The organism is Rhodococcus sp. OK611 (assembly GCF_003050885.1).
Classification (GTDB): domain Bacteria; phylum Actinomycetota; class Actinomycetes; order Mycobacteriales; family Mycobacteriaceae; genus Rhodococcus_G; species Rhodococcus_G oryzae.
The window spans coordinates 1-17,124 of sequence record NZ_QAOZ01000017.1 but is presented as its reverse complement, the minus strand read 5'-3'; the positions used below and the strand labels follow the sequence as shown (position 1 = coordinate 17,124).

The window sequence follows — 17,124 nt, the reverse complement described above, 5'->3', positions numbered from 1 at the left end:
GCGGACGCTGGAAACGTAGCCAAAGGAGCAATCATGCGCGCGCGACACATCATGAGCAGCCCGGTCACCACCGTGACAGGGTCGGAGTCGGTCATCGACTGCCTTCGCACGATGGAGACCACGGGCTTCACGGTCCTCCCCGTCGTCGACGACTCCCAGCATCTGACCGGGATCGTCTCGGAAGGTGACCTCCTCCGTGAGCAGTTTCGTTGGTCGCATTCGAAGGCTGCCGACGACGACGAGGCGGGCAAGGCCCCGACCGCCGCAGATGCCATGAGCAGCCCCGTCGTTGCCATGACCGCAGAGGCCGACATCAGTGACCTGGCGTCGGCCATGCTCAAATCGAGGTTGCGTGGCATCCCGATCGTGCACGACAAGGACATCATCGGCATCGTGACCCGCAGAGACTTGATCGGCGTCCTGACGATGGACGACACCCACATCGCCCATGAGATCCAGCACCGCCTCGACGTCTACAGCGGCACTCGGCGATGGGAGGTCCACGTGGCGGGAGGCAGCGTGACCATCGACGGCACGGAGCGCGATGACCCGGAGTGCGGTGTCATCGCTGCGCTGGCCGAGACGGTTCCCGGCGTCAACGACGTTTCGTTTTCCTGATCCTCGGACGGTCCGGGGCGATCACCTGGCCGCGTCCTCGACACGATCGAGGGCGGGCTGCTCTCGTAGTCCCAGGACCTTGCGGAATCCCTCGGCCATCGACTCCCGTAGCGCATCGATATCCGGCACCGCTGCGCCGTCGGAGTCGAGCCCCACGCAGCAATGAGATCCGTAGGACACCATCGTCGCGTTGAATGCCGCACCGAGAGTGGGGCTGAACGCGTAGTAGCGATCGACCCGGGATCCCGCGATGAACAGCGGTTCCGGAGAGCCGACCACATCCGATGCGACGATATCGACGTGCCTGAGCATCTTCCCGAGCAGTGTCGGCGGCAGGACGTTCAGCACACCGGCGATGACAGGCGACAGGGCTATGGCCGGTTCGCTGCGCCACCTGCCGATGATCGCGTGCACTTGCCGGATCAGGACTGCCGGGTCGTCCGTGTCGGCGGGCAGTGTCAGGCGGGCCAGGGTGATCTTGTTGCCCTCCAAGGGATCCCGCTCCGTCCGCAGGCTCATCGGAATCGTGACACGCAGCCTGTCGATCGTGGCCCCGTGCCGGCGGTGGTAGTGCCGCATCGCGAGCAGTACCGCAACGATGAAGGCGTCGTTGATCGATCCGCCACCGGAGGAGGCCGCCTGGGACAGGTCCTCGATCGGCACCTCGAGCACCGCGAAGCGCCTGCGTATGGACCTGGCGGTCATCACGGGAGACAGCGTGGTCGCTATCGGTCGAACGAAACGGGCGACCGACATGAGACTCGCGGCGACCGCGCGCGCCGTTCCGTACGGGTTGCCTGCCACCCACCGTGCGCGTTCAGGTGCCCGCGCAATGATCTGTCTGGACAGCGCGGCGGCGGACAGTCGGTACCACGACGGCACCGCACCGTTCGTTGGTTCGCGCTGAACGGGCGGTGTTGCGAGGGGGCGCTCCCCCTCGCGCGTGAGATCCACGATCTCGCGGGTGATGGCCATCCCACCGACCCCATCGGTGAGTGCGTGGTGCACCTTGAGCACGAGCGCCGCACGGCCGCCGGACAGCCCGTCCAACACCGTCAACTCCCACAACGGCCGTTCCCTGTCGAAGGCCGTCGATCCTGCTGTCTGGGCGAAATCCAGCACCGACTGCATCCCGGGCTCCGTGAGGGTGAATCTCCGCAGATGCCAGGACAGGTCGAAGTCCGGGTCGACGACCCACCGCGGCGGAGCCGGACCCAGTTTCGCCTCGACCACCTTGCATCGGAAGTGGGGCGCGAGAGCGGTGGCCCTGTCCATCATCGACACCACGCGGCGCCAGTCGGGACTTCGGTCGAGTACCAACAGCGCGACGATGGTCGAGCGCAGTGGCGGATCCGCCTCCATCCGCCACGCCATCAGGTCGGCCTGGTTCATGTACAGCGGCGACTCATCGGCCATTGCCACCAACTCATTCGGTCGCGGTGCGTGCGCCGCGGTGTTCCGCGCGCACTTACGCCTCCAGTATGGATCCGTCACAGGCCTCGCTCCAGGAGTCGACTATGACCTTCGGCCCTGTGCCACGGCGGTCGCCCGGCGAATACTGGGGTTATCAGGATCCCAGCTGGCGATGTCGGATCCGGTCGAGGAGTGATGGACATGCCGAAAGATCTGATGGCCATGTGCCATGCGTTCATGATGTGGCTACACCACATGGGCGTACCCATGCCGCCGATGGACGGCATGCACTGACAACACCTCATCCGCATGCCGACAGAGCCGAGGCCGAGCCTCCCGCAGCGGGTGTCCCGCTACGGGTTGACCATCGCCCTGTTCGTTGTCACATCCGCCGGGTTGGTGGCGGGAATCGCGAGTTCCCTGATGGGCCACCGCGACCTGGCCGACGGCTGCTGGATCACGGCGACCGGGGCGGCACTCGTCCCCGCGGCCTGGTCGGTGATCGCGGGGATCCGACGCGGCCGGCTCGGCGTCGACATCATCGCAGTCCTGGCGCTGGTGGGCACAGCACTCGTGGGCGAGTACCTCGCGGGTGCCCTCATCGGCGTCATGTTCGCGTCCGGCCAGGCACTGGAGACAGCCGCCTCGACGCGGGCGACGAAGGACCTTCGCGAACTCGTCGATCGGGCGCCGCGCACCGCTCGGCTGCGCACCGGAAGTGACGTGCGCCGGGTTCCGCTCGAAGAGGTCGTCGTCGGCGATCGTGTGGCCATCGGTCCAGGCGAGCTGATTCCGGTCGATGGCTGGCTGTCGACCCCGGTCGCCATCCTGGACGAATCGGCACTGACCGGCGAACCGATGCACGTCGAACGACGCCACGGCGAGGATGTTCGGAGCGGGGTGCTCAATGCCGGCGGCCCGGTCGAGATCGTCGCCACCGCGACGGCAGCCGACAGTACGTACGCCGGGATCGTGCGTCTGGCCCAGGAAGCGGGTGCCGAGAACGCCGAAATCGTCCGCCTCGCGGACCGGTTTGCGCTGTGGTTCCTCCCGTTCGTCGCGGCCATCGTGGTTGTCGCGTGGCTGGCGAGCGGGTCCGCGACCCGAGCGGTTGCAGTGCTGGTTGTCGCGACACCGTGCCCCCTCCTGCTCGCGGCTCCGGGCTCTCACGTGCTGCTCGCCTCGGGGTGGTGATCCGCGACGGCGGCGCCCTGGAGAACCTCGGCCGGGCCCGAACACTGGTGCTGGACAAGACCGGCACGGTGACCATGGGACGCCCGACCGGGAGCGAGATCGTGGCCGGACCCGGCGTGACCGCAGACGAGATCCTGCGGGCGGCGGCTTCCGCTGACCAGTTCTCGGCCCATGTGTTCGCCGAGGCCATCGTGCGCGAGGCCCGAGTTCGAGGGCTCGACGTGGTGGTTCCCGTCGATGTCGTCGAGCAGCCGGGTACCGGTGTCAGCGCGACCGTCGACGGTCACCGCGTCACGGTCGGAGCCCTCGTCCCCCTCGCTCACCCCCCGCACTGGGTCGTCACCCTGCAGAACCGGCTCGCCTTCGACGGAACGGCAGCGGCGTGGGTCTCGATCGATGGTGTGATCCGTGGGGCGATCGTGTTGAACGACCCGATTCGAAGTGATGCCCCTCGCACCTTGCGTCGACTGCGCGCACAAGGCCTGCGTCGGGTGGTTCTGCTGACCGGCGACCGCCCCGAGCCTGCGCGTGAGATCGGCACGATTCTGGGGATCGACGAGATCTACGCCGAGCAATCACCCTCAGACAAGGTTGCGCGTGTGCGCAGCGAGACGGACGCGGCCATCACCGTGATGGTCGGCGACGGCGTGAACGACGCGCCAGCGCTCGCCGCCGCGTCGGTGGGGATAGCCATGGGCGCTCGGGGTTCGAGCGCCAGTACCGAGGCAGCTGATGTCGTCCTCACCGCAGATCGACTGGACCGGGTGGCGGATGCCATGGTCACGGCACGACGGGCGCGCCGCATTGCGACCCAAAGCGCCGTCGGCGGGATGGTGATGTCCTGTATTGCAATGGGATTCGCTGCGTTCGGCCTGCTCGCACCTGCCATGGGCGCGCTGACTCAGGAGCTCATCGATGTCGCCGTCATCCTCAACGCGATGCGAGCGCTCGGCGGACGACCGGCTGTCGACATCGACCCCAGGACCGACGCCATGCTCGTGCGGTTCAGTTCCGAGCACGACCTCATGCGCGACGAACTGTCGATCCTGCGCGAGACCGCGGAGCTGATCACCGGGGGCGATCTCGGTGCGGCACACGCGGCACTGCGCCGCACCGACGACTTCCTTCGCCGCACCCTCCTGCCGCACGAGCGCGCGGAAGACGCCGACCTGTACCCAGCATTGGCGCGTCCGCTCGGTAGCTCGGAGGCGACCGCACCCATGAGCCGCATGCATGTCGAGATCGAACGCCAATGCCAACGCCTTCAGCAGCACCTGGTCCTCGCCGATAGCGCGGGCGCGCTGAGCGCGGACCAAACCGACGACCTGCTTTCCTGCCTGTACGGTCTCCACGCCCTTCTGAGGCTTCATTTCATTCAGGAGGAAGAGTGCTATTTCTCACTCGCCGCGGATCCGGCCGAGCGCCTCGCGCGGAGCCGCGACGATCATCGGGCCAACCGGACGGGCTGATGCGTGGCGTTCTCGATGTCCCTGGATGTCGTCGCAACCAGTTGGTCCGCCAGGTCACGGAGAGCCCGCGCGGTGGCGAGCTCGTCGCCGATCACCGGCACCTCCGGGTCGGCCGGATCTCGCCTCGCGAACCCGACGCCGACGAGTCTGGATTGATCGATCGTCAGGGTGGCCTTCGCGCGGGTCCGACGATCGCGTTCGTCGATCGTCACGTCGATCATCCAGGTCTTGTCGCTCATGACGTGCTCCTTCACTGACCGAGTTGCTCGTCTCGATCTCCCCGTCAGCCTTCCCGCCGCCCGCGAATCGTTGCAGGGCACAAGGTCCCTTTGTCGGCCCATCCGAAGGGAGGGAACAAGGACCCTAGCGCCGCCGTCGTGGCAGCGGAACAGTGGTCTTTGCGGGGCGGCAGAGGCCGGGCGATCACCCGGAGAACCGGACTAGGGGGCTCGCGGAGGAGGGCATGTCATGCACTGGGACGACCACGCCTCGAATGGCTGGATGTTTGTGCTGATGATCGGATGGTTCACGATTCTCGTGGTGGTCGTGGTCCTCGCTGTCGTGGCGGTGATCAGATTCCAGAACCGGAACGCGCCGGACCGTCATTACGTCGTACCCATGAGCTCCGCGCGTCAGATCTTGCTGCAGCAATTCGCGCGCGGCGAACTGGACGAGGACGAGTTCCGGCGCAGGCTGGCGGTGCTGGACGAGGTTGAACCTTCGTAGCTGCGCGCGCTCAACATCACGGACCTCAAACATCGAATGGGAGTCGAGACGGTGTACAACCCACATCGAGACGAACCGATTGTCGTCGGCATCGATGGTTCGGACCAGGCTGTCAGGGCCGCAGAGTGGGCCACGGTCGAGGCGGTGAGTCGGCGGGTGGAACTGCACCTTGTCTACGTGATCTCGAAGGACGAACTCGAACGCAGATACGCCGAGCGTGTACTTGCCGTCGCCGAGGCCGCTGCGATGCGTGTGGACGGTTCGGTCAAGGTCGAGTCCCGTATGGTGCGCGGACCGCTTGTGTCGACCCTCCGCGCACAGACCGAATCCGCGACCGTGCTCGTACTCGGTTCGGTCGGAATGGGATTCATCCGCCGGGCGATGGTGGGATCCACCGCGTCGGCCCTTGCTGCGGGCGCGGCGTGCCCCGTTGTCGTGGTCCGTGGCTCCGACCCGGACGCAGCGCCACCATCGGCGGGGCCCGTGCTCGCCGGACTCGGTGGACATCACATCGACGATGCGTTGCTCGGATCGGCGATGCACGAGGCCTCGATCAGAAGTACACAGGTACTGGCAGTGCGCGCGCAGATGGATCTGATGCCCGACCTCCGGCGGCGGCGTGCGCTGGAGGTCGAGCGAGAGTTCGACGAGGAGATTCGCGGTCGTGTCGAACGATGGCACACGACCTTTCCCGGGATTCGCGTCGAGACCCTGGTCGTCCAGGACACCGCTGCCGAGTCCCTGACCGCGTTGAGCGCGAATGCGCAGATGATCGTCGTCGGTAGTCGCGGGCGCGGCTTCGTCGAGGGTGCAGCCCTCGGTTCGACAAGTCAGTCACTCCTGCTGAGTGCCCAGTGTCCGATTCTGGTGTACCGCGAGTCGCGATGACATCGGCAACGTTTGCTCATGGATGATTCGAAGGCCGCACGACCGGCGCATCAGCACCAAGCGCCGGACATCCGGGAGACCCACACCGGCATCGTCGTCCTCATCGGCGACCGCTGCTACAAGGGGAAGAAACCGATCGCCACCGGATTCCTGGACTTTCGCTCCGTCGAACGACGTGACGCCGCATGCAGGAACGAACTGAGTCTGAATCGGCGACTCGCGCCGGACGTCTACCTCGGTATCGCGCACCTGACGTCCCCGGACGGCGAATGCCGCGAGCCGATTCTCGTCATGCGCCGGCTTCCCGACCGCTTACGGCTGTCCCACCTGGTGACAACTCGAACACTTGCGGACAAGGATCTACAGCGGCTCGTCGAACAGCTCTGCACATTCCACGCCCGAGCCGAACGCGGCAGCGTCATCGATGAGTGTGGGACGGCCGCATCCGTACTCGCGCGGTGGCGGGCAAACATCGCAGAGATCCGTGGCTTCCACGACCAGATCCCACCGGAACGGGTCCTCGCCGAGATCGACCAGCACGCGGCCCGGTACACGAGCGGCCGGCAACGCCTGTTCGATCGGCGCATCACCGAACATCGAATCGTCGACGGGCACGGCGACCTGATCGCGGACGATATCTTCTGCCTTCCGGATGGTCCTCGGATCCTCGACTGCCTGGATTTCGACGACCGGCTGCGATTCGTCGACTGTATCGACGATGTCGCCTTCCTGGCCATGGATCTCGAGTTCCTGGGCAGGCCGGATCTGGCCCAGGACATGGTTGGACGGTATCGGGACCTCGCCGGGGACACCGCGCCGCGCTCACTGGTCCACCACTACACCGCGTACCGCGCGCTGGTTCGCGCGAAGGTCGACTGCATCCAACATTCCCAAGGCGTCGAACATGCCGGATTGTCGGCGACCCGACACACCTTGCTCACCCTCGAGCACCTGCGCGCCGGGGCGGTCCGACTGGGCCTCGTCGGTGGTCTCCCCGGCACGGGAAAGTCCACCCTGGCCACCCGGCTCGCGGAGGCGGCCGGCGCGGTGGTCGTCAGCAGCGACTCGGTCCGCGATGAGCTTCGACGTTCCGGCGTGCTGCGCGGCGAGCCGGGAGCGTACCGGCGCGGCCTGTACTCCCCCGCAGCGATCTCGGCGGTGTACGACACGATGCTCGGCCGAGCCGAGGAACACCTGCGCAACGGCGAATCGGTAGTCGTCGACGCATCGTGGTCCGATCTTCAAGAACGGCGCCGCGCGCGGGAGCTCGCGGAAAACACCGCCAGCACGCTCGTGCAGTTCCGCTGCGCGTGCCCACCAACGGTGTCCGCACAGCGGATCGCCGATCGGACGGTTGGGTTCTCTGATGCGACGGCGGCCATCGCGGACCGGATGTCCACGGACGCCGATCCGTGGACCGACGCGGTAACGATCGACACCATGCGCACGGTGGACGAGGCCGCGTCCGAGACTCTACGAATCTGGAGATCCCACCATAGTGATCCCTGACCACGTCGGGCAGCGAGCTGCGGAGGGTGAGTTCGGCTCAGGGCCCGCGAACCACGATGATGGGGCACTCCACCAGGTATAGCAGCGCCTGACTGGTCGAGCCGAGCGTCATGCCCGCGAATCCACCTCGCCCGTGGCTGCCGACGACCACGAGCTGCGCTTGTTGAGATCTCGCGAGTAGGTTGCGAACCGGGCGGTCCTTGACGACGATCCGCTGCACGTGCACGTCGGGATGGCGTTCCTGCCACCCCGCGAGGCTCTCGGCGAGCGCCATCTCCTCGGCAGTCGACACTGCCTGCCAGTCGACAGCGAAGGCGAGGGATTCGCTCACGTCACTCCATGCATATAGTGCGCGCAGTTCCGCACGTCGGTGTGAAGCCTCGTCGAATGCGACACCGAGCGCCGGTTCGCTGTTAGACGAGCCGTCCACGCCGACCAGCACCGCGCCGCCAGCCGGATCCGCGAGGACAGGGGCATCCCCCACCACCGCCACCGGGCAGCGGGAGTGCCTGGCGAGCGCGGAGCTCACCGATCCGAGCAAGCCCATGTGAAACGTGCCGAGGCCGTGCTTACCGACCACGACCATGCTCGCGTCCTCGGTCCTGCCCAACAGGATCGGCCTCACCTGGCCGTCCGCGATCTCAGTGGTCACCTCGATGGCGTGAATCGTGCTCGCCGTCTTTACGGCCAGCGGCACGGCGCGGTCGAGAATGGCTTGGGATTCGGCGCGTACCTTCGCGAGACCGGGCCCACCGTATCCAAGGCTGGGTCCACCGGCGGTGTCAGCGGCGAGCACATTGATCAGGTGCAGCGGTAGCTGGTGAAGCGCGGCGTCCTCAGCGGCCCAACGCACCGCGTTGAGGCTGGCCACCGACCCGTCAACCCCCACCAGGACCTGACGCCTGGTCGATGCGTTCACGTGATCTCGCCGCCTTGCGCGGCTGTTTCGCCGATGAGTCTCTGCAGCTTCGCAATTCGCTCGCGCTCGTGTTCCTGTCGACGGAACATCTCGGTGGCCGATACGACGAGCCAATCCCCGGCCTGGGCGCGCATGGCGGTTCTCCTTCTGCCTCGCCTCCGACGGTACGAAGGCGCGATGTGCGGTCGATAGGGCCGTTGGTCACCCGTGGTCCCGGCGTGTGGGTTCGGTAAGCCCTACCGTGGATGGCAGTTGGGCTGAACACTGGATGGGAAACGGTGTGTCCGCCTACCGCGACCGGGAGGTGACCGGTGCACGACATCGTCACGCTGACCATGAATCCCGCCCTGGACATCGCAACTGCCACCCCAAAGGTTCGACCGGACCACAAGCTGCGGTGTGCCTCGCTCCGAAACGACCCCGGAGGCGGCGGCGTCAACGTCGCTCGGATTGCGCACGCTCTCGGTGCCTCGGTCCTTGCCGTGATGCCCACCGGCGGCCCCACCGGCCAGGTGGTGCGCACCCTGCTTGCAGGCGAAGGGGTGCCGTGCGAGGTGGTGCCGATTCGAGGATCGACACGGGAGTGCATCACCGTGGCGGAGACCGACACGGCCCGCCAATACCGATTCGTCCTCCCCGGACCCACCCTCACGAGAGATGAACAGAGTTCCTGCCTGGACGCGATCGAAAGGCTCTCCGCAACGGCCCGCTTCGTGGTGGCCAGCGGCAGCCTCCCCCCTGGCGTACCGACCGACTTCTATCAGCGGGTGTCGACCGTGGTGCAGGGCTCCGAGGCGCGCTTCGTCCTGGACAGCTCGGGCGAGGCGCTGCGGCAGGTGCACTCCGGGGTGTTTCTGCTCAAACCGAGCATCCGGGAGCTACGAGACCTCACTGGACGACCGCTCGAAACGCCGAGCGACCAGGTGCGTGCGGCGCGGGAGCTGATCGAGTCGGGCGTGTGCGCTCGAGTCGTGGTTTCTCTCGGATCTCGGGGCGCTCTCGCCGTCACTCCAGACAGGCAGTACACGATCCCCGCCCTCCCCAAGGAGGTGCGCAGCGGCGTCGGTGCGGGCGACAGCCTGGTTGCGGGCACGGTGGTGGGGCTGTGTCGTGGATCGAGTTTCGGTGAGGCCGTCAGGCTCGGGGTCGCCGCGAGCGCGGCCATGCTGATGACACCGGGCACCGCCGCGTGCACCCGCGACCAGGTCGAGCAGTGTCGATCGGAGTTGCACGGCATCGAAGCGGCCTCGGGTGCGACGGATATGTGCCGCTGACCATCCCGCTCCCACCCCAGCGGTTCTGCGAGTGGTGAGCACACCTCGGTGTCGACTATCCGACACTGGTGAGGAAGTCGATGAGCAGGCGATTGACCGCGTCGGGCCGCTCGAGGTATCCGTAATGGCCGCAGTTGGCGATCTCTTCGTAGCGGGCGCCTGGGATGGCGTGGGCAACTTCGCGGCCGTACACGGGTGGTGTCATCCGGTCGTCGGCGAAGCCGATGACCATGGTGGGGACAGTGATGCAGGTATAGTCTCCGAGCCGGTTGCGCGATCTGTCCATTCCGAGTTGGGCCCGCACGCCAGCCGTGGTTCGGGATGTGGCGGAGAACTCGAAGATGTCGAGCCACTCCTGCGCCTTCTCTGGGTTCTCGAGGGTCCGCGGCGACAGGTGCAAGAGTGCGTTCACCGCCGCGGCGTACTGCGGTGGCAGTACGACTCCCTGGTCGTGGAGGGCCTGCCGCCCCAGGTTGAGAGTACTTTCGACCGGATGCGGTCTCCCGGTGGTGGCGAGCATGACGGCCTTGGCGACCAGGTCCGGGCGCGCCAGCGCGAGTTCCTGGACAACCCGTGCTCCCATGGACGTACCGACGACATGGGCCGGGCTGGCGCCGAGATGCTCAATGAGCGTAGCGGTGTCGGCAACGAGATCGTCGATGCTCATGTTGTCCGTGCCCTCGTCCGACGGCGCGATCCCACGATTGTCGAAGGTGGTGACCCGGAATCCGGCCTTCACCAGAGCTGGGACTTGGAACGAGTTCCACACGCCGCCCGGGCTGCCGCTCCCCATGACCATCAGAACAAGTGGACCGGTGCCGGTGACGGTGTAGTTGAGTCGGATCCCGTTGAGGGTGGCGATGGGCATGTGAGTGGGTCCCTTTCATCGTGCAGGAGGTGCGGGTGGGGTGTCCGTCTATTCGCCGGCCATGGACGGGATTTGCTCGCCCGTGGCCGGCGGCTCTATCCGGGCGTGCCGACCTGGACGATCGTGGGAAGGCGGGATCGGTGTGTCGTCCTCGCGTCGATGGGCGCCGCCATCGCGCCCGTCCTTCCGCGCTGTGGGAGCTCGGTTCACCTGTCAGTCCTTGTCGTATCGGGGTTCGCGGCGCGTGGACCGTCTGCCGAGATGGTGATTCCGGCGCAACGTGCGACGGCATGCCGAAAGGCCCGTGTCGCAGATCGTGGACGCACGCAGGATCTTTCGCTGGATGCGGCATCGTCTAAGGGGCCGATCGGTATCGGGTCTCGTACTCCGCACGTTCCTTGTCGAGCCGAGACTGCTTGTGTTTGTCGAGGAGCTGCGGATCGAGGCCGTGGCTGACGAGGCGGTGACGCAGGTAGATGTTCTTCAGGGCGAACAGGAAGTAGACGAACGGCAGGAACAGCAGCAGGACCATGCTGATCCGGATGAGCCACGGTCCGGGGATGAACAACAGGGCCGCGAGAATGGGGACGAGGGGAACCAGGCAGCGGATCGCGTACCGGCGGGTGGCGCCGGGCCCCGTGATGTCGTTGACGACCCAGCCGTGGAGGCTTGATGGCAGGGTTCGGCCGACGAGGTAGCCGAGACGCTGGCGTGTCGTCGGTGTGGTGGTGGGTTGGGTCTCTGGCATCGGTCAGTCCTCTGTGCTGGTGGAGGCGTAGCGGCTTTCGGGCAGGACGAGCGTTCGGGCATGGCTGATCGCTCGCGGGGTGGTGTCGAATACGTGCCGGTCCTCGCTGTCCTTGGTGGTGAACACACCGAGGACCTCGAGCGGGCGCAGATGCTCTGGTTTGGCGCCTGAGATCAGCACAGCGATGTGGCGGTGTTCGAGTTTGGTGATGGCGTCCTTGAGGACGATGGCGCCGGTCGCGTCAAGGGCGGTGACCCGTGACATGCGCAGGATCACGACCTTCACGTCCGAGACCTCGGCGAGCTCGAGGAGGAAGCGGTGCGCGGCGGCGAAGAACAATGCGCCCTCGATGCGGTAGGCGACGATGTGTTCGCGGAGGAGTTCGTGTTCCTCGGCTAGGTGATCGTCGTGCTCGAGGGGGACCTGTTCGATCCGCGCGGACTTGGCGACCGCCCGCAGGGCGAGGATCGCGGCGAACCCGACGCCGACGGCGACCGCGGTGACCAGGTCGAACACGACGGTGACGAGGAACGTTGCGACCATCACGACGGTGTCGGCGCGGGTGGCGCGGGCGATGGCGAGGATGGAGGCGGTCTCGACCATCCGGACGGTGGTGGCCAGCAATACTCCCGCGAGCGCGGCGAGGGGGATCTCGGCAACCAGCCCGGCGGCCAGGTACACGATCGCGGCGAGGATGAGCGCGTGGGTCAGGGCCGCGAGTCGGGTGCGGGCGCCGGAGCGGACATTGACGGCGGTCCGGGCAATCGCGCCGGTGGCGGGGACTCCTCCGAACAGGGGTGCGGCGATGTTCGCCAGGCCTTGCCCGAACAGTTCCCGGTCGGGATTGTGGCGCGTGCCGACGCCCATCGAATCGGCGGCCGTCGCCGACAGGAGCGATTCGAGTGCCGCCAACGCTGCGACAGCGAGGGCCGGCGCGATCAGGGAGGTGAGATCACCAAGGTGGAGAAAGCTCAGCGTCGGCGCGGAGAACCCGGACGGAATGGCGCCGATTCGCGCAATGTCCAAGCCGAACAGCTGCGCAACGGCGGTTGCTCCGGCGACCGCGACGAGGGAGAACGGGACCCTCGGGAAGTAGCGTCCGCCGATGAGGATCGCCACGGCCACCACCAGCGCGATCGACGGTGTCAGGATCGACGGGTCCGCCACGAATTTGCGAGCCGCGTCGAACGCGGACTGCCACACCTTCTCGCCTTCCGCGCCGGAGATCCCCAGTGCGGCCGGGATCTGCTGGAGGGCAATGACGACGGCGATGCCGGCGGTGAACCCCTCGATCACCGGGGCGGGCATGTACCGCACGGCCCGGCCGACGCCCGCGAACGCCAGCCCGACCAGGACCACTCCCGCGACCAACCCGACCGCCAGGACCCCGGTCGGCCCGTACTGGGCGACAATCGGCACCAGGACCACCGTCATCGCCCCGGTCGGGCCCGACACCTGGAAGCGGGAACCGCCGAACACCGCCGCGACCGCTCCGGCGATGACCGCAGTCGTCAGGCCCGCGGCGGCGCCGAGGCCGGTGCTCACTCCGAAGCCCAAGGCCAAGGGCAGCGCCACCAGCGCGACGATCAGGCCGGCGAGCAGATCCGCACCGGGTGCCCGGAGTGCGGGTTTCCACTCGCTCCATCTGGGCAGGAGTTCGGCGACCGACCGTAAGGCCCCGGCCATACGGGCTCCGGCGGGGCCGGTCGTTTTCGCGGGCCCGGTCGGGACTTCGAGTTCAGACATGTGCAGTTCCTCAGTGTGCCGTGAATCTCTCAAGCAATTCACTTCCACAGGCAGGGCCTGCTGAGGGGGAATCAGGCCCTGCCGGCGGAAGCGGCGACCCGGCGCGAGGAGGGCGATCCCTCTCCTCGCGCCGGGTCCGGGGAGGCACGGAACGCGGGTGGATCGACGTGATGCGCTCCATGCCTGGATCGTGTGCCGCGGCCGTCAGGCCTTGCCGCGGCGGGTGCGGACACGCACGCGGCGGAAGTCGGCGTCTCGTGTTGTGGCAGGTTTGCCAGGAAGCGGATCGGCGAGAGAAGGCGCACTCAGTCGGAGTTTGAGGGCGCCGAGTTCTTCGCGCAGGACATCGGGCAGGGTGTTGCCGCCGATGGTGGCGTACCACTCGTCGATCAGCCGTGTTTCGGCGATCCACTCGACCGGGTCGACCTTCAGTGCGGCAGCGATCTTGGTGCGGTCGAACTTCATTCCCGCCAGGTCGAGTGCATCGAGAGTTGGCACGTAGCCGATTGGCGTCGCGTCGGCCACGCCTTCGCCGTCGATCCGCGACAGTGCCCATTTGAGGATCCGGGAGTTCTCCCCGAATCCTGGCCACAGGAACTGGTCGTTGTCGCCGCGTCGGAACCAGTTGACGTAGAAGATCTTCGGCAACTTGGCCGGATCCGCCTTCGCTCCGATCTCGAGCCAGTGCGCGAAATAGTCGCCGACGTGATATCCCAGGAACGGCAGCATCGCCATCGGATCTCGTCGTACGACGCCGACCTGACCGGTCGCGGCGGCCGTCGTCTCGGAGGACAGGGTCGAGGCAAGGAAGACCCCGTGCTGCCAGCTCAGCGATTCGGCAACCAGAGGGACGGTGGTGGCGCGGCGGCCGCCGAAGAAGATCGCCGAGATCGGCACCCCGGCCGGGTCGTTCCATTCGGGGGCCACGGTGGGACACTGCGCGATCGGGGTGCAGTACCGCGAGTTCGGGTGCGCTGCACGCTCACCCGAGTTCGGGGTCCAGTCTCGGCGTTTCCAGTCGGTCAGGTGGGCCGGCGGCCGATCTGTCATACCTTCCCACCAGACGTCGCCGTCGTCGGTCAGCGCGACATTGGTGAAGATCGAGTTGCCCCGCTCGATGGTTGCCATGGCATGCGGGTTCGTGTGGATGCCGGTGCCGGGGGCGACGCCGAAGAACCCCGCTTCGGGGTTGACCGCGTAGAGCCGGCCGTCGTCACCGAAGCGCATCCAGGCGATGTCGTCACCGACGGTTTCCGCGGTCCATCCGTCGAGGGTGGGCTCGAGCATCGCGAGGTTGGTCTTGCCGCACGAGGACGGGAAGGCCGCCGCGATGTAGTGCGTCTTCTTCTCTGGAGAAGTGAGCTTGAGGATGAGCATGTGCTCGGCCAGCCAGCCCTCGTCCTTGGCCATCTTCGAGGCGATGCGCAGCGAGTAGCACTTCTTGCCGAGCAGGGCATTGCCGCCATAGCCGGATCCGTAGCTCCAGATCGTCCGCTCCTCCGGGAAGTGGGAGATGTACTTGGTGCCATCGCACGGCCAGGCGGAGTCGGCCTGGCCCGGGTAGAGCGGGGCGCCGACTGAGTGCAAGCACCTGACGAAGTCGACTCCGGTGGTGAGCTTGTCCCACACCGCGGCTCCGGAGCGGGTCATGATCTGCATGGACACGGCGACGTACTCCGAGTCGGTGACCTGGACGCCGAACTTCGGTTCGGCCGCGTCGATGGGGCCCATGCAGAACGCGATGACGTACATCGTGCGACCGGACATCGCACCGCGGTAGTGCTCGGTCATCACCGTCTTCATGTCGACGGGGTCCATCCAGTTGTTCGTCGGCCCGGCATCGGCCTCGAAGCGGGAGCAGATGAACGTACGATCTTCGACGCGCGCGACGTCTTCGGGGTCCGAGGCGCACCAGAAGGAGTTCGGCTTGCCCTCGAGGCGGACGAAGGTTCCCTTGTCGACCAGTTGTGTCGTCAGGCGATCCCATTCGCCGGCAGATCCGTCGCACCACACCACGGCGTCGGGCCCGGTGAGGTCGGCGACCTCCGCGACCCAGGACACGATCTCATCGTGCATTGTCGGAGCGGCCCCGATGCCGGTTGCGGGTGTGGTCACGGTGTTCTCCTCGCGAAAGTCGTCGAATGTGGTGCGGATGAAGCTGTGTGCACTGCTATTGGTGCCGGCTGCGGTCGGTGAGATGGGCGAAGATGCGCCCGACCTGGCGAGTGATCGCGCGGATGACCAGACCGTCGTCCGGCGCGGGCAGCGCCTGCCCGGCCGGCGTGGTCAGTGCCAGTGCCCGCGCGGTGGCGGCGAGCACCTCCGAGGTCACCTCCCTCGCGTCGTGCCCGCACATGGCGCTGATCAGACCCGGCACAACCAGCTGCCCCACCGAGTACGGGTCCGTCGGGTACGGCACGGTGCGGCCCGGTGCGTCGGTGTCCGCGGCTGTTCCGGCGAGGTCGATCAGAACGTCGTTTCGCTCCATCAATCGACGCAGCGGGAAGGCGTGCGCGTCGCCGCCGTGCCAGTTGGCAATCTGCCCGATCCCGGACTTCATCAAGGTGGGGCCTAGCAGGGGTGCGCACTCGGGACCATTGACCACCACCCTCCCCGAACGAGGCGCGGCGCCGCGTCGACGAAGGAGGGAGATCGTGGTCGCCGCAAGCCCGGCGGTGACCACGTCGAGTTCGGTGATGATCAAGGGCCCTCCGCGCGCCGCCACTTCACCCTTGACCTGCGAGGACTCCCGGGCGGCGAGGCCGGTCACGAACGCAACCGACACGGGTGGTGCGAGTGCGCCAATCTGCGCTGCGATGACCCTCGCGTCGCCCGTGGTCATGGGCAGCCGCAACACGCGAATCGGTGTGTGCGTACGGATCAGGCCCGCGTACTGCTCCATCGATGTCCACGGCGAGCGCGGCGGGACGGCCCGAGAACGACGGTTCTGAGCCTCTGCAACTGTCACCACGGCAACGTTGAGCCCCAATAGCTGCAGGTCCGCGTGGCCGGAGCGTCCACGCGTGTCGTCGTCCTCGTCAGTCACCCTCGTTGTCCGTTCGTGCAAGGTATGCATTTAAGAAATTCTGCAATTAGAGGTTGGCACGGATCCACGTCCAAGCTTGCTTGTCAGCTGGCGGAGTCGCTGGCCAATGCGGCCGACTCTGGTAGGTCCTCCAACAGCTCAGCCTGGCCTGCAACGACACCGGTGAGGATCCCTCTGGCGATCGCCAACAGATCCGCGACTTTCGGTGAGGTCAGCGCATAGGTGACCGACAGGCCTTCACGCCTGGCGGTGACGAGTCCGGCGCGTCGCAAAATCGACAGCTGCTGCGACAGATTCGCGGGCTCGATCCCGACCTCGGGCAGCATCTCCGAGACGGCGTGATCGCGCTCGCTCAACAATTCCAGAACCCGGATGCGCGCCGGGTGACCCAGTGTCTTGAAGAAGTCCGCTTTCATCTGATAGAGCGGTTGGCGCGAGTTTGCGACCATGGCGCCTCCTGCTGTTATCCGTTGGGCGGTGAGCCCACGACATCGTGCCTCGCCGGCATCATTCCACAATCCGAACGCTACTTGCGAATCTTAGCAATTTAGCGAGGTCGACTGATATGAAGAACAAGTTCTAGTTTGGGTTCTTCTTTGAGAGGTAGTTCACCGTGGGCACACCAGTAATCGTCGAGGCAGTCCGTACCCCGATCGGCAAGCGAGGGGGTTGGCTGTCCGGCCTGCACGCGGCGGAGACCCTGGGC

The 17,124-nt window shown here is 66.7% G+C and carries 15 protein-coding genes and 1 pseudogene; 6 read left to right on the top strand and 10 right to left on the bottom strand.

Features of this window, described 5'->3' with window-relative positions:
• The first annotated feature begins 33 nt into the window (after positions 1–33).
• Positions 34–618 carry a CBS domain-containing protein gene (locus tag C8K38_RS20690; protein WP_097213293.1) on the top strand — a complete coding sequence of 195 codons (585 nt, stop codon included), beginning with the start codon at positions 34–36 and terminating at the stop codon, positions 616–618.
• 21 nt (positions 619–639) lie between these two features.
• Here the strand turns inward: C8K38_RS20690 and C8K38_RS20685 are convergent, their stop codons facing one another.
• On the bottom strand, positions 640–2,034 hold the full coding sequence (locus C8K38_RS20685; RefSeq protein ID WP_097213292.1) for a wax ester/triacylglycerol synthase domain-containing protein: 1,395 nt from the start codon (positions 2,032–2,034) through the stop codon (positions 640–642).
• Positions 2,035–2,340: 306 nt separating this feature from the next.
• Between C8K38_RS20685 and C8K38_RS20680 the strand changes: the two are divergent.
• A pseudogene (locus tag C8K38_RS20680) lies at positions 2,341–4,694 on the top strand (heavy metal translocating P-type ATPase).
• Here C8K38_RS20680 and C8K38_RS20675 read toward each other — a convergent pair.
• Complete coding sequence (locus C8K38_RS20675) at positions 4,670–4,933, bottom strand: DUF1876 domain-containing protein (RefSeq protein ID WP_097213399.1); 264 nt, start codon at positions 4,931–4,933, stop codon at positions 4,670–4,672. The pseudogene C8K38_RS20680 and the gene C8K38_RS20675 overlap by 25 nt on opposite strands.
• A gap of 229 nt (positions 4,934–5,162) precedes the next feature.
• Here C8K38_RS20675 and C8K38_RS20670 point away from each other — a divergent pair, with 229 nt between their 5' ends.
• The 3 genes from C8K38_RS20670 to C8K38_RS20660 are packed head-to-tail and all read left to right on the top strand — an operon-like array spanning position 5,163 to position 7,817.
• Positions 5,163–5,420, top strand: coding sequence for a hypothetical protein (locus C8K38_RS20670; RefSeq protein WP_097213291.1), 258 nt, complete (start codon positions 5,163–5,165; stop codon positions 5,418–5,420).
• A gap of 36 nt (positions 5,421–5,456) precedes the next feature.
• Complete coding sequence (locus C8K38_RS20665) at positions 5,457–6,308, top strand: universal stress protein (protein ID WP_097213290.1); 852 nt, start codon at positions 5,457–5,459, stop codon at positions 6,306–6,308.
• Between the two features lie 18 nt (positions 6,309–6,326).
• On the top strand, positions 6,327–7,817 hold the full coding sequence (locus tag C8K38_RS20660) for a bifunctional aminoglycoside phosphotransferase/ATP-binding protein (protein WP_097213289.1): 1,491 nt from the start codon (positions 6,327–6,329) through the stop codon (positions 7,815–7,817).
• A 37-nt stretch (positions 7,818–7,854) separates the two neighbouring features.
• Here C8K38_RS20660 and C8K38_RS20655 read toward each other — a convergent pair whose 3' ends face one another.
• Entirely contained in the window at positions 7,855–8,736 is an 882-nt protein-coding gene (locus C8K38_RS20655; RefSeq protein ID WP_097213288.1) for a universal stress protein, read from the bottom strand.
• Positions 8,733–8,870: a hypothetical protein gene (locus tag C8K38_RS27265; RefSeq protein WP_179800660.1), complete on the bottom strand. Its 138-nt coding sequence runs from the start codon at positions 8,868–8,870 to the stop codon at positions 8,733–8,735. Before C8K38_RS27265 ends, C8K38_RS20655 begins: the two co-directional genes overlap by 4 nt.
• Positions 8,871–9,047: 177 nt before the next feature.
• Between C8K38_RS27265 and C8K38_RS20650 the strand changes: the two genes are divergently transcribed.
• Entirely contained in the window at positions 9,048–10,010 is a 963-nt protein-coding gene (locus C8K38_RS20650; RefSeq protein WP_179800659.1) for a 1-phosphofructokinase family hexose kinase, read from the top strand.
• 55 nt (positions 10,011–10,065) lie between these two features.
• On the opposite strand, the gene C8K38_RS20645 is transcribed toward C8K38_RS20650, so the two are convergent.
• The 6 genes from C8K38_RS20645 to C8K38_RS20620 all read right to left on the bottom strand — a co-directional run bounded on the left by C8K38_RS20645 (position 10,066) and on the right by C8K38_RS20620 (position 16,867).
• Positions 10,066–10,878: an alpha/beta fold hydrolase gene (locus C8K38_RS20645; RefSeq protein WP_097213287.1), complete on the bottom strand. Its 813-nt coding sequence runs from the start codon at positions 10,876–10,878 to the stop codon at positions 10,066–10,068.
• 355 nt (positions 10,879–11,233) lie between these two features.
• Positions 11,234–11,626, bottom strand: coding sequence for a DUF5313 family protein (locus C8K38_RS20640; RefSeq protein WP_097213286.1), 393 nt, complete (start codon positions 11,624–11,626; stop codon positions 11,234–11,236).
• A gap of 3 nt (positions 11,627–11,629) precedes the next feature.
• Positions 11,630–13,312, bottom strand: coding sequence for a SulP family inorganic anion transporter (locus C8K38_RS20635; RefSeq protein ID WP_373560284.1), 1,683 nt, complete (start codon positions 13,310–13,312; stop codon positions 11,630–11,632).
• A 264-nt stretch (positions 13,313–13,576) separates the two neighbouring features.
• Positions 13,577–15,487: a phosphoenolpyruvate carboxykinase (GTP) gene (locus C8K38_RS20630; RefSeq protein ID WP_257017673.1), complete on the bottom strand. Its 1,911-nt coding sequence runs from the start codon at positions 15,485–15,487 to the stop codon at positions 13,577–13,579.
• A 55-nt stretch (positions 15,488–15,542) separates the two neighbouring features.
• Positions 15,543–16,418: a hypothetical protein gene (locus C8K38_RS20625; RefSeq protein ID WP_257017672.1), complete on the bottom strand. Its 876-nt coding sequence runs from the start codon at positions 16,416–16,418 to the stop codon at positions 15,543–15,545.
• Positions 16,419–16,501: 83 nt separating this feature from the next.
• On the bottom strand, positions 16,502–16,867 hold the full coding sequence (locus C8K38_RS20620; protein WP_097213283.1) for an ArsR/SmtB family transcription factor: 366 nt from the start codon (positions 16,865–16,867) through the stop codon (positions 16,502–16,504).
• Between the last annotated feature and the right edge of the window lie 257 nt (positions 16,868–17,124).

Bases quoted from the DNA above. Each gene is read 5' to 3' on its own strand.
- C8K38_RS20620 (WP_097213283.1), bottom strand. From the start codon at position 16,867: ATGGTCGCAAACTCGCGCCAACCGCTCTATCAGATGAAAGCGGACTTC.
- C8K38_RS20665 (WP_097213290.1), top strand. From the start codon at position 5,457: ATGGGAGTCGAGACGGTGTACAACCCACATCGAGACGAACCGATTGTC.
- C8K38_RS20670 (WP_097213291.1), top strand. From the start codon at position 5,163: ATGCACTGGGACGACCACGCCTCGAATGGCTGGATGTTTGTGCTGATG.
- C8K38_RS20645 (WP_097213287.1), bottom strand. From the start codon at position 10,878: ATGCCCATCGCCACCCTCAACGGGATCCGACTCAACTACACCGTCACC.
- C8K38_RS27265 (WP_179800660.1), bottom strand. From the start codon at position 8,870: ATGCGCGCCCAGGCCGGGGATTGGCTCGTCGTATCGGCCACCGAGATG.
- C8K38_RS20685 (WP_097213292.1), bottom strand. From the start codon at position 2,034: ATGGCCGATGAGTCGCCGCTGTACATGAACCAGGCCGACCTGATGGCG.
- C8K38_RS20660 (WP_097213289.1), top strand. From the start codon at position 6,327: ATGGATGATTCGAAGGCCGCACGACCGGCGCATCAGCACCAAGCGCCG.
- C8K38_RS20675 (WP_097213399.1), bottom strand. From the start codon at position 4,933: ATGAGCGACAAGACCTGGATGATCGACGTGACGATCGACGAACGCGAT.
- C8K38_RS20690 (WP_097213293.1), top strand. From the start codon at position 34: ATGCGCGCGCGACACATCATGAGCAGCCCGGTCACCACCGTGACAGGG.
- C8K38_RS20640 (WP_097213286.1), bottom strand. From the start codon at position 11,626: ATGCCAGAGACCCAACCCACCACCACACCGACGACACGCCAGCGTCTC.
- C8K38_RS20635 (WP_373560284.1), bottom strand. From the start codon at position 13,312: ATGGCCGGGGCCTTACGGTCGGTCGCCGAACTCCTGCCCAGATGGAGC.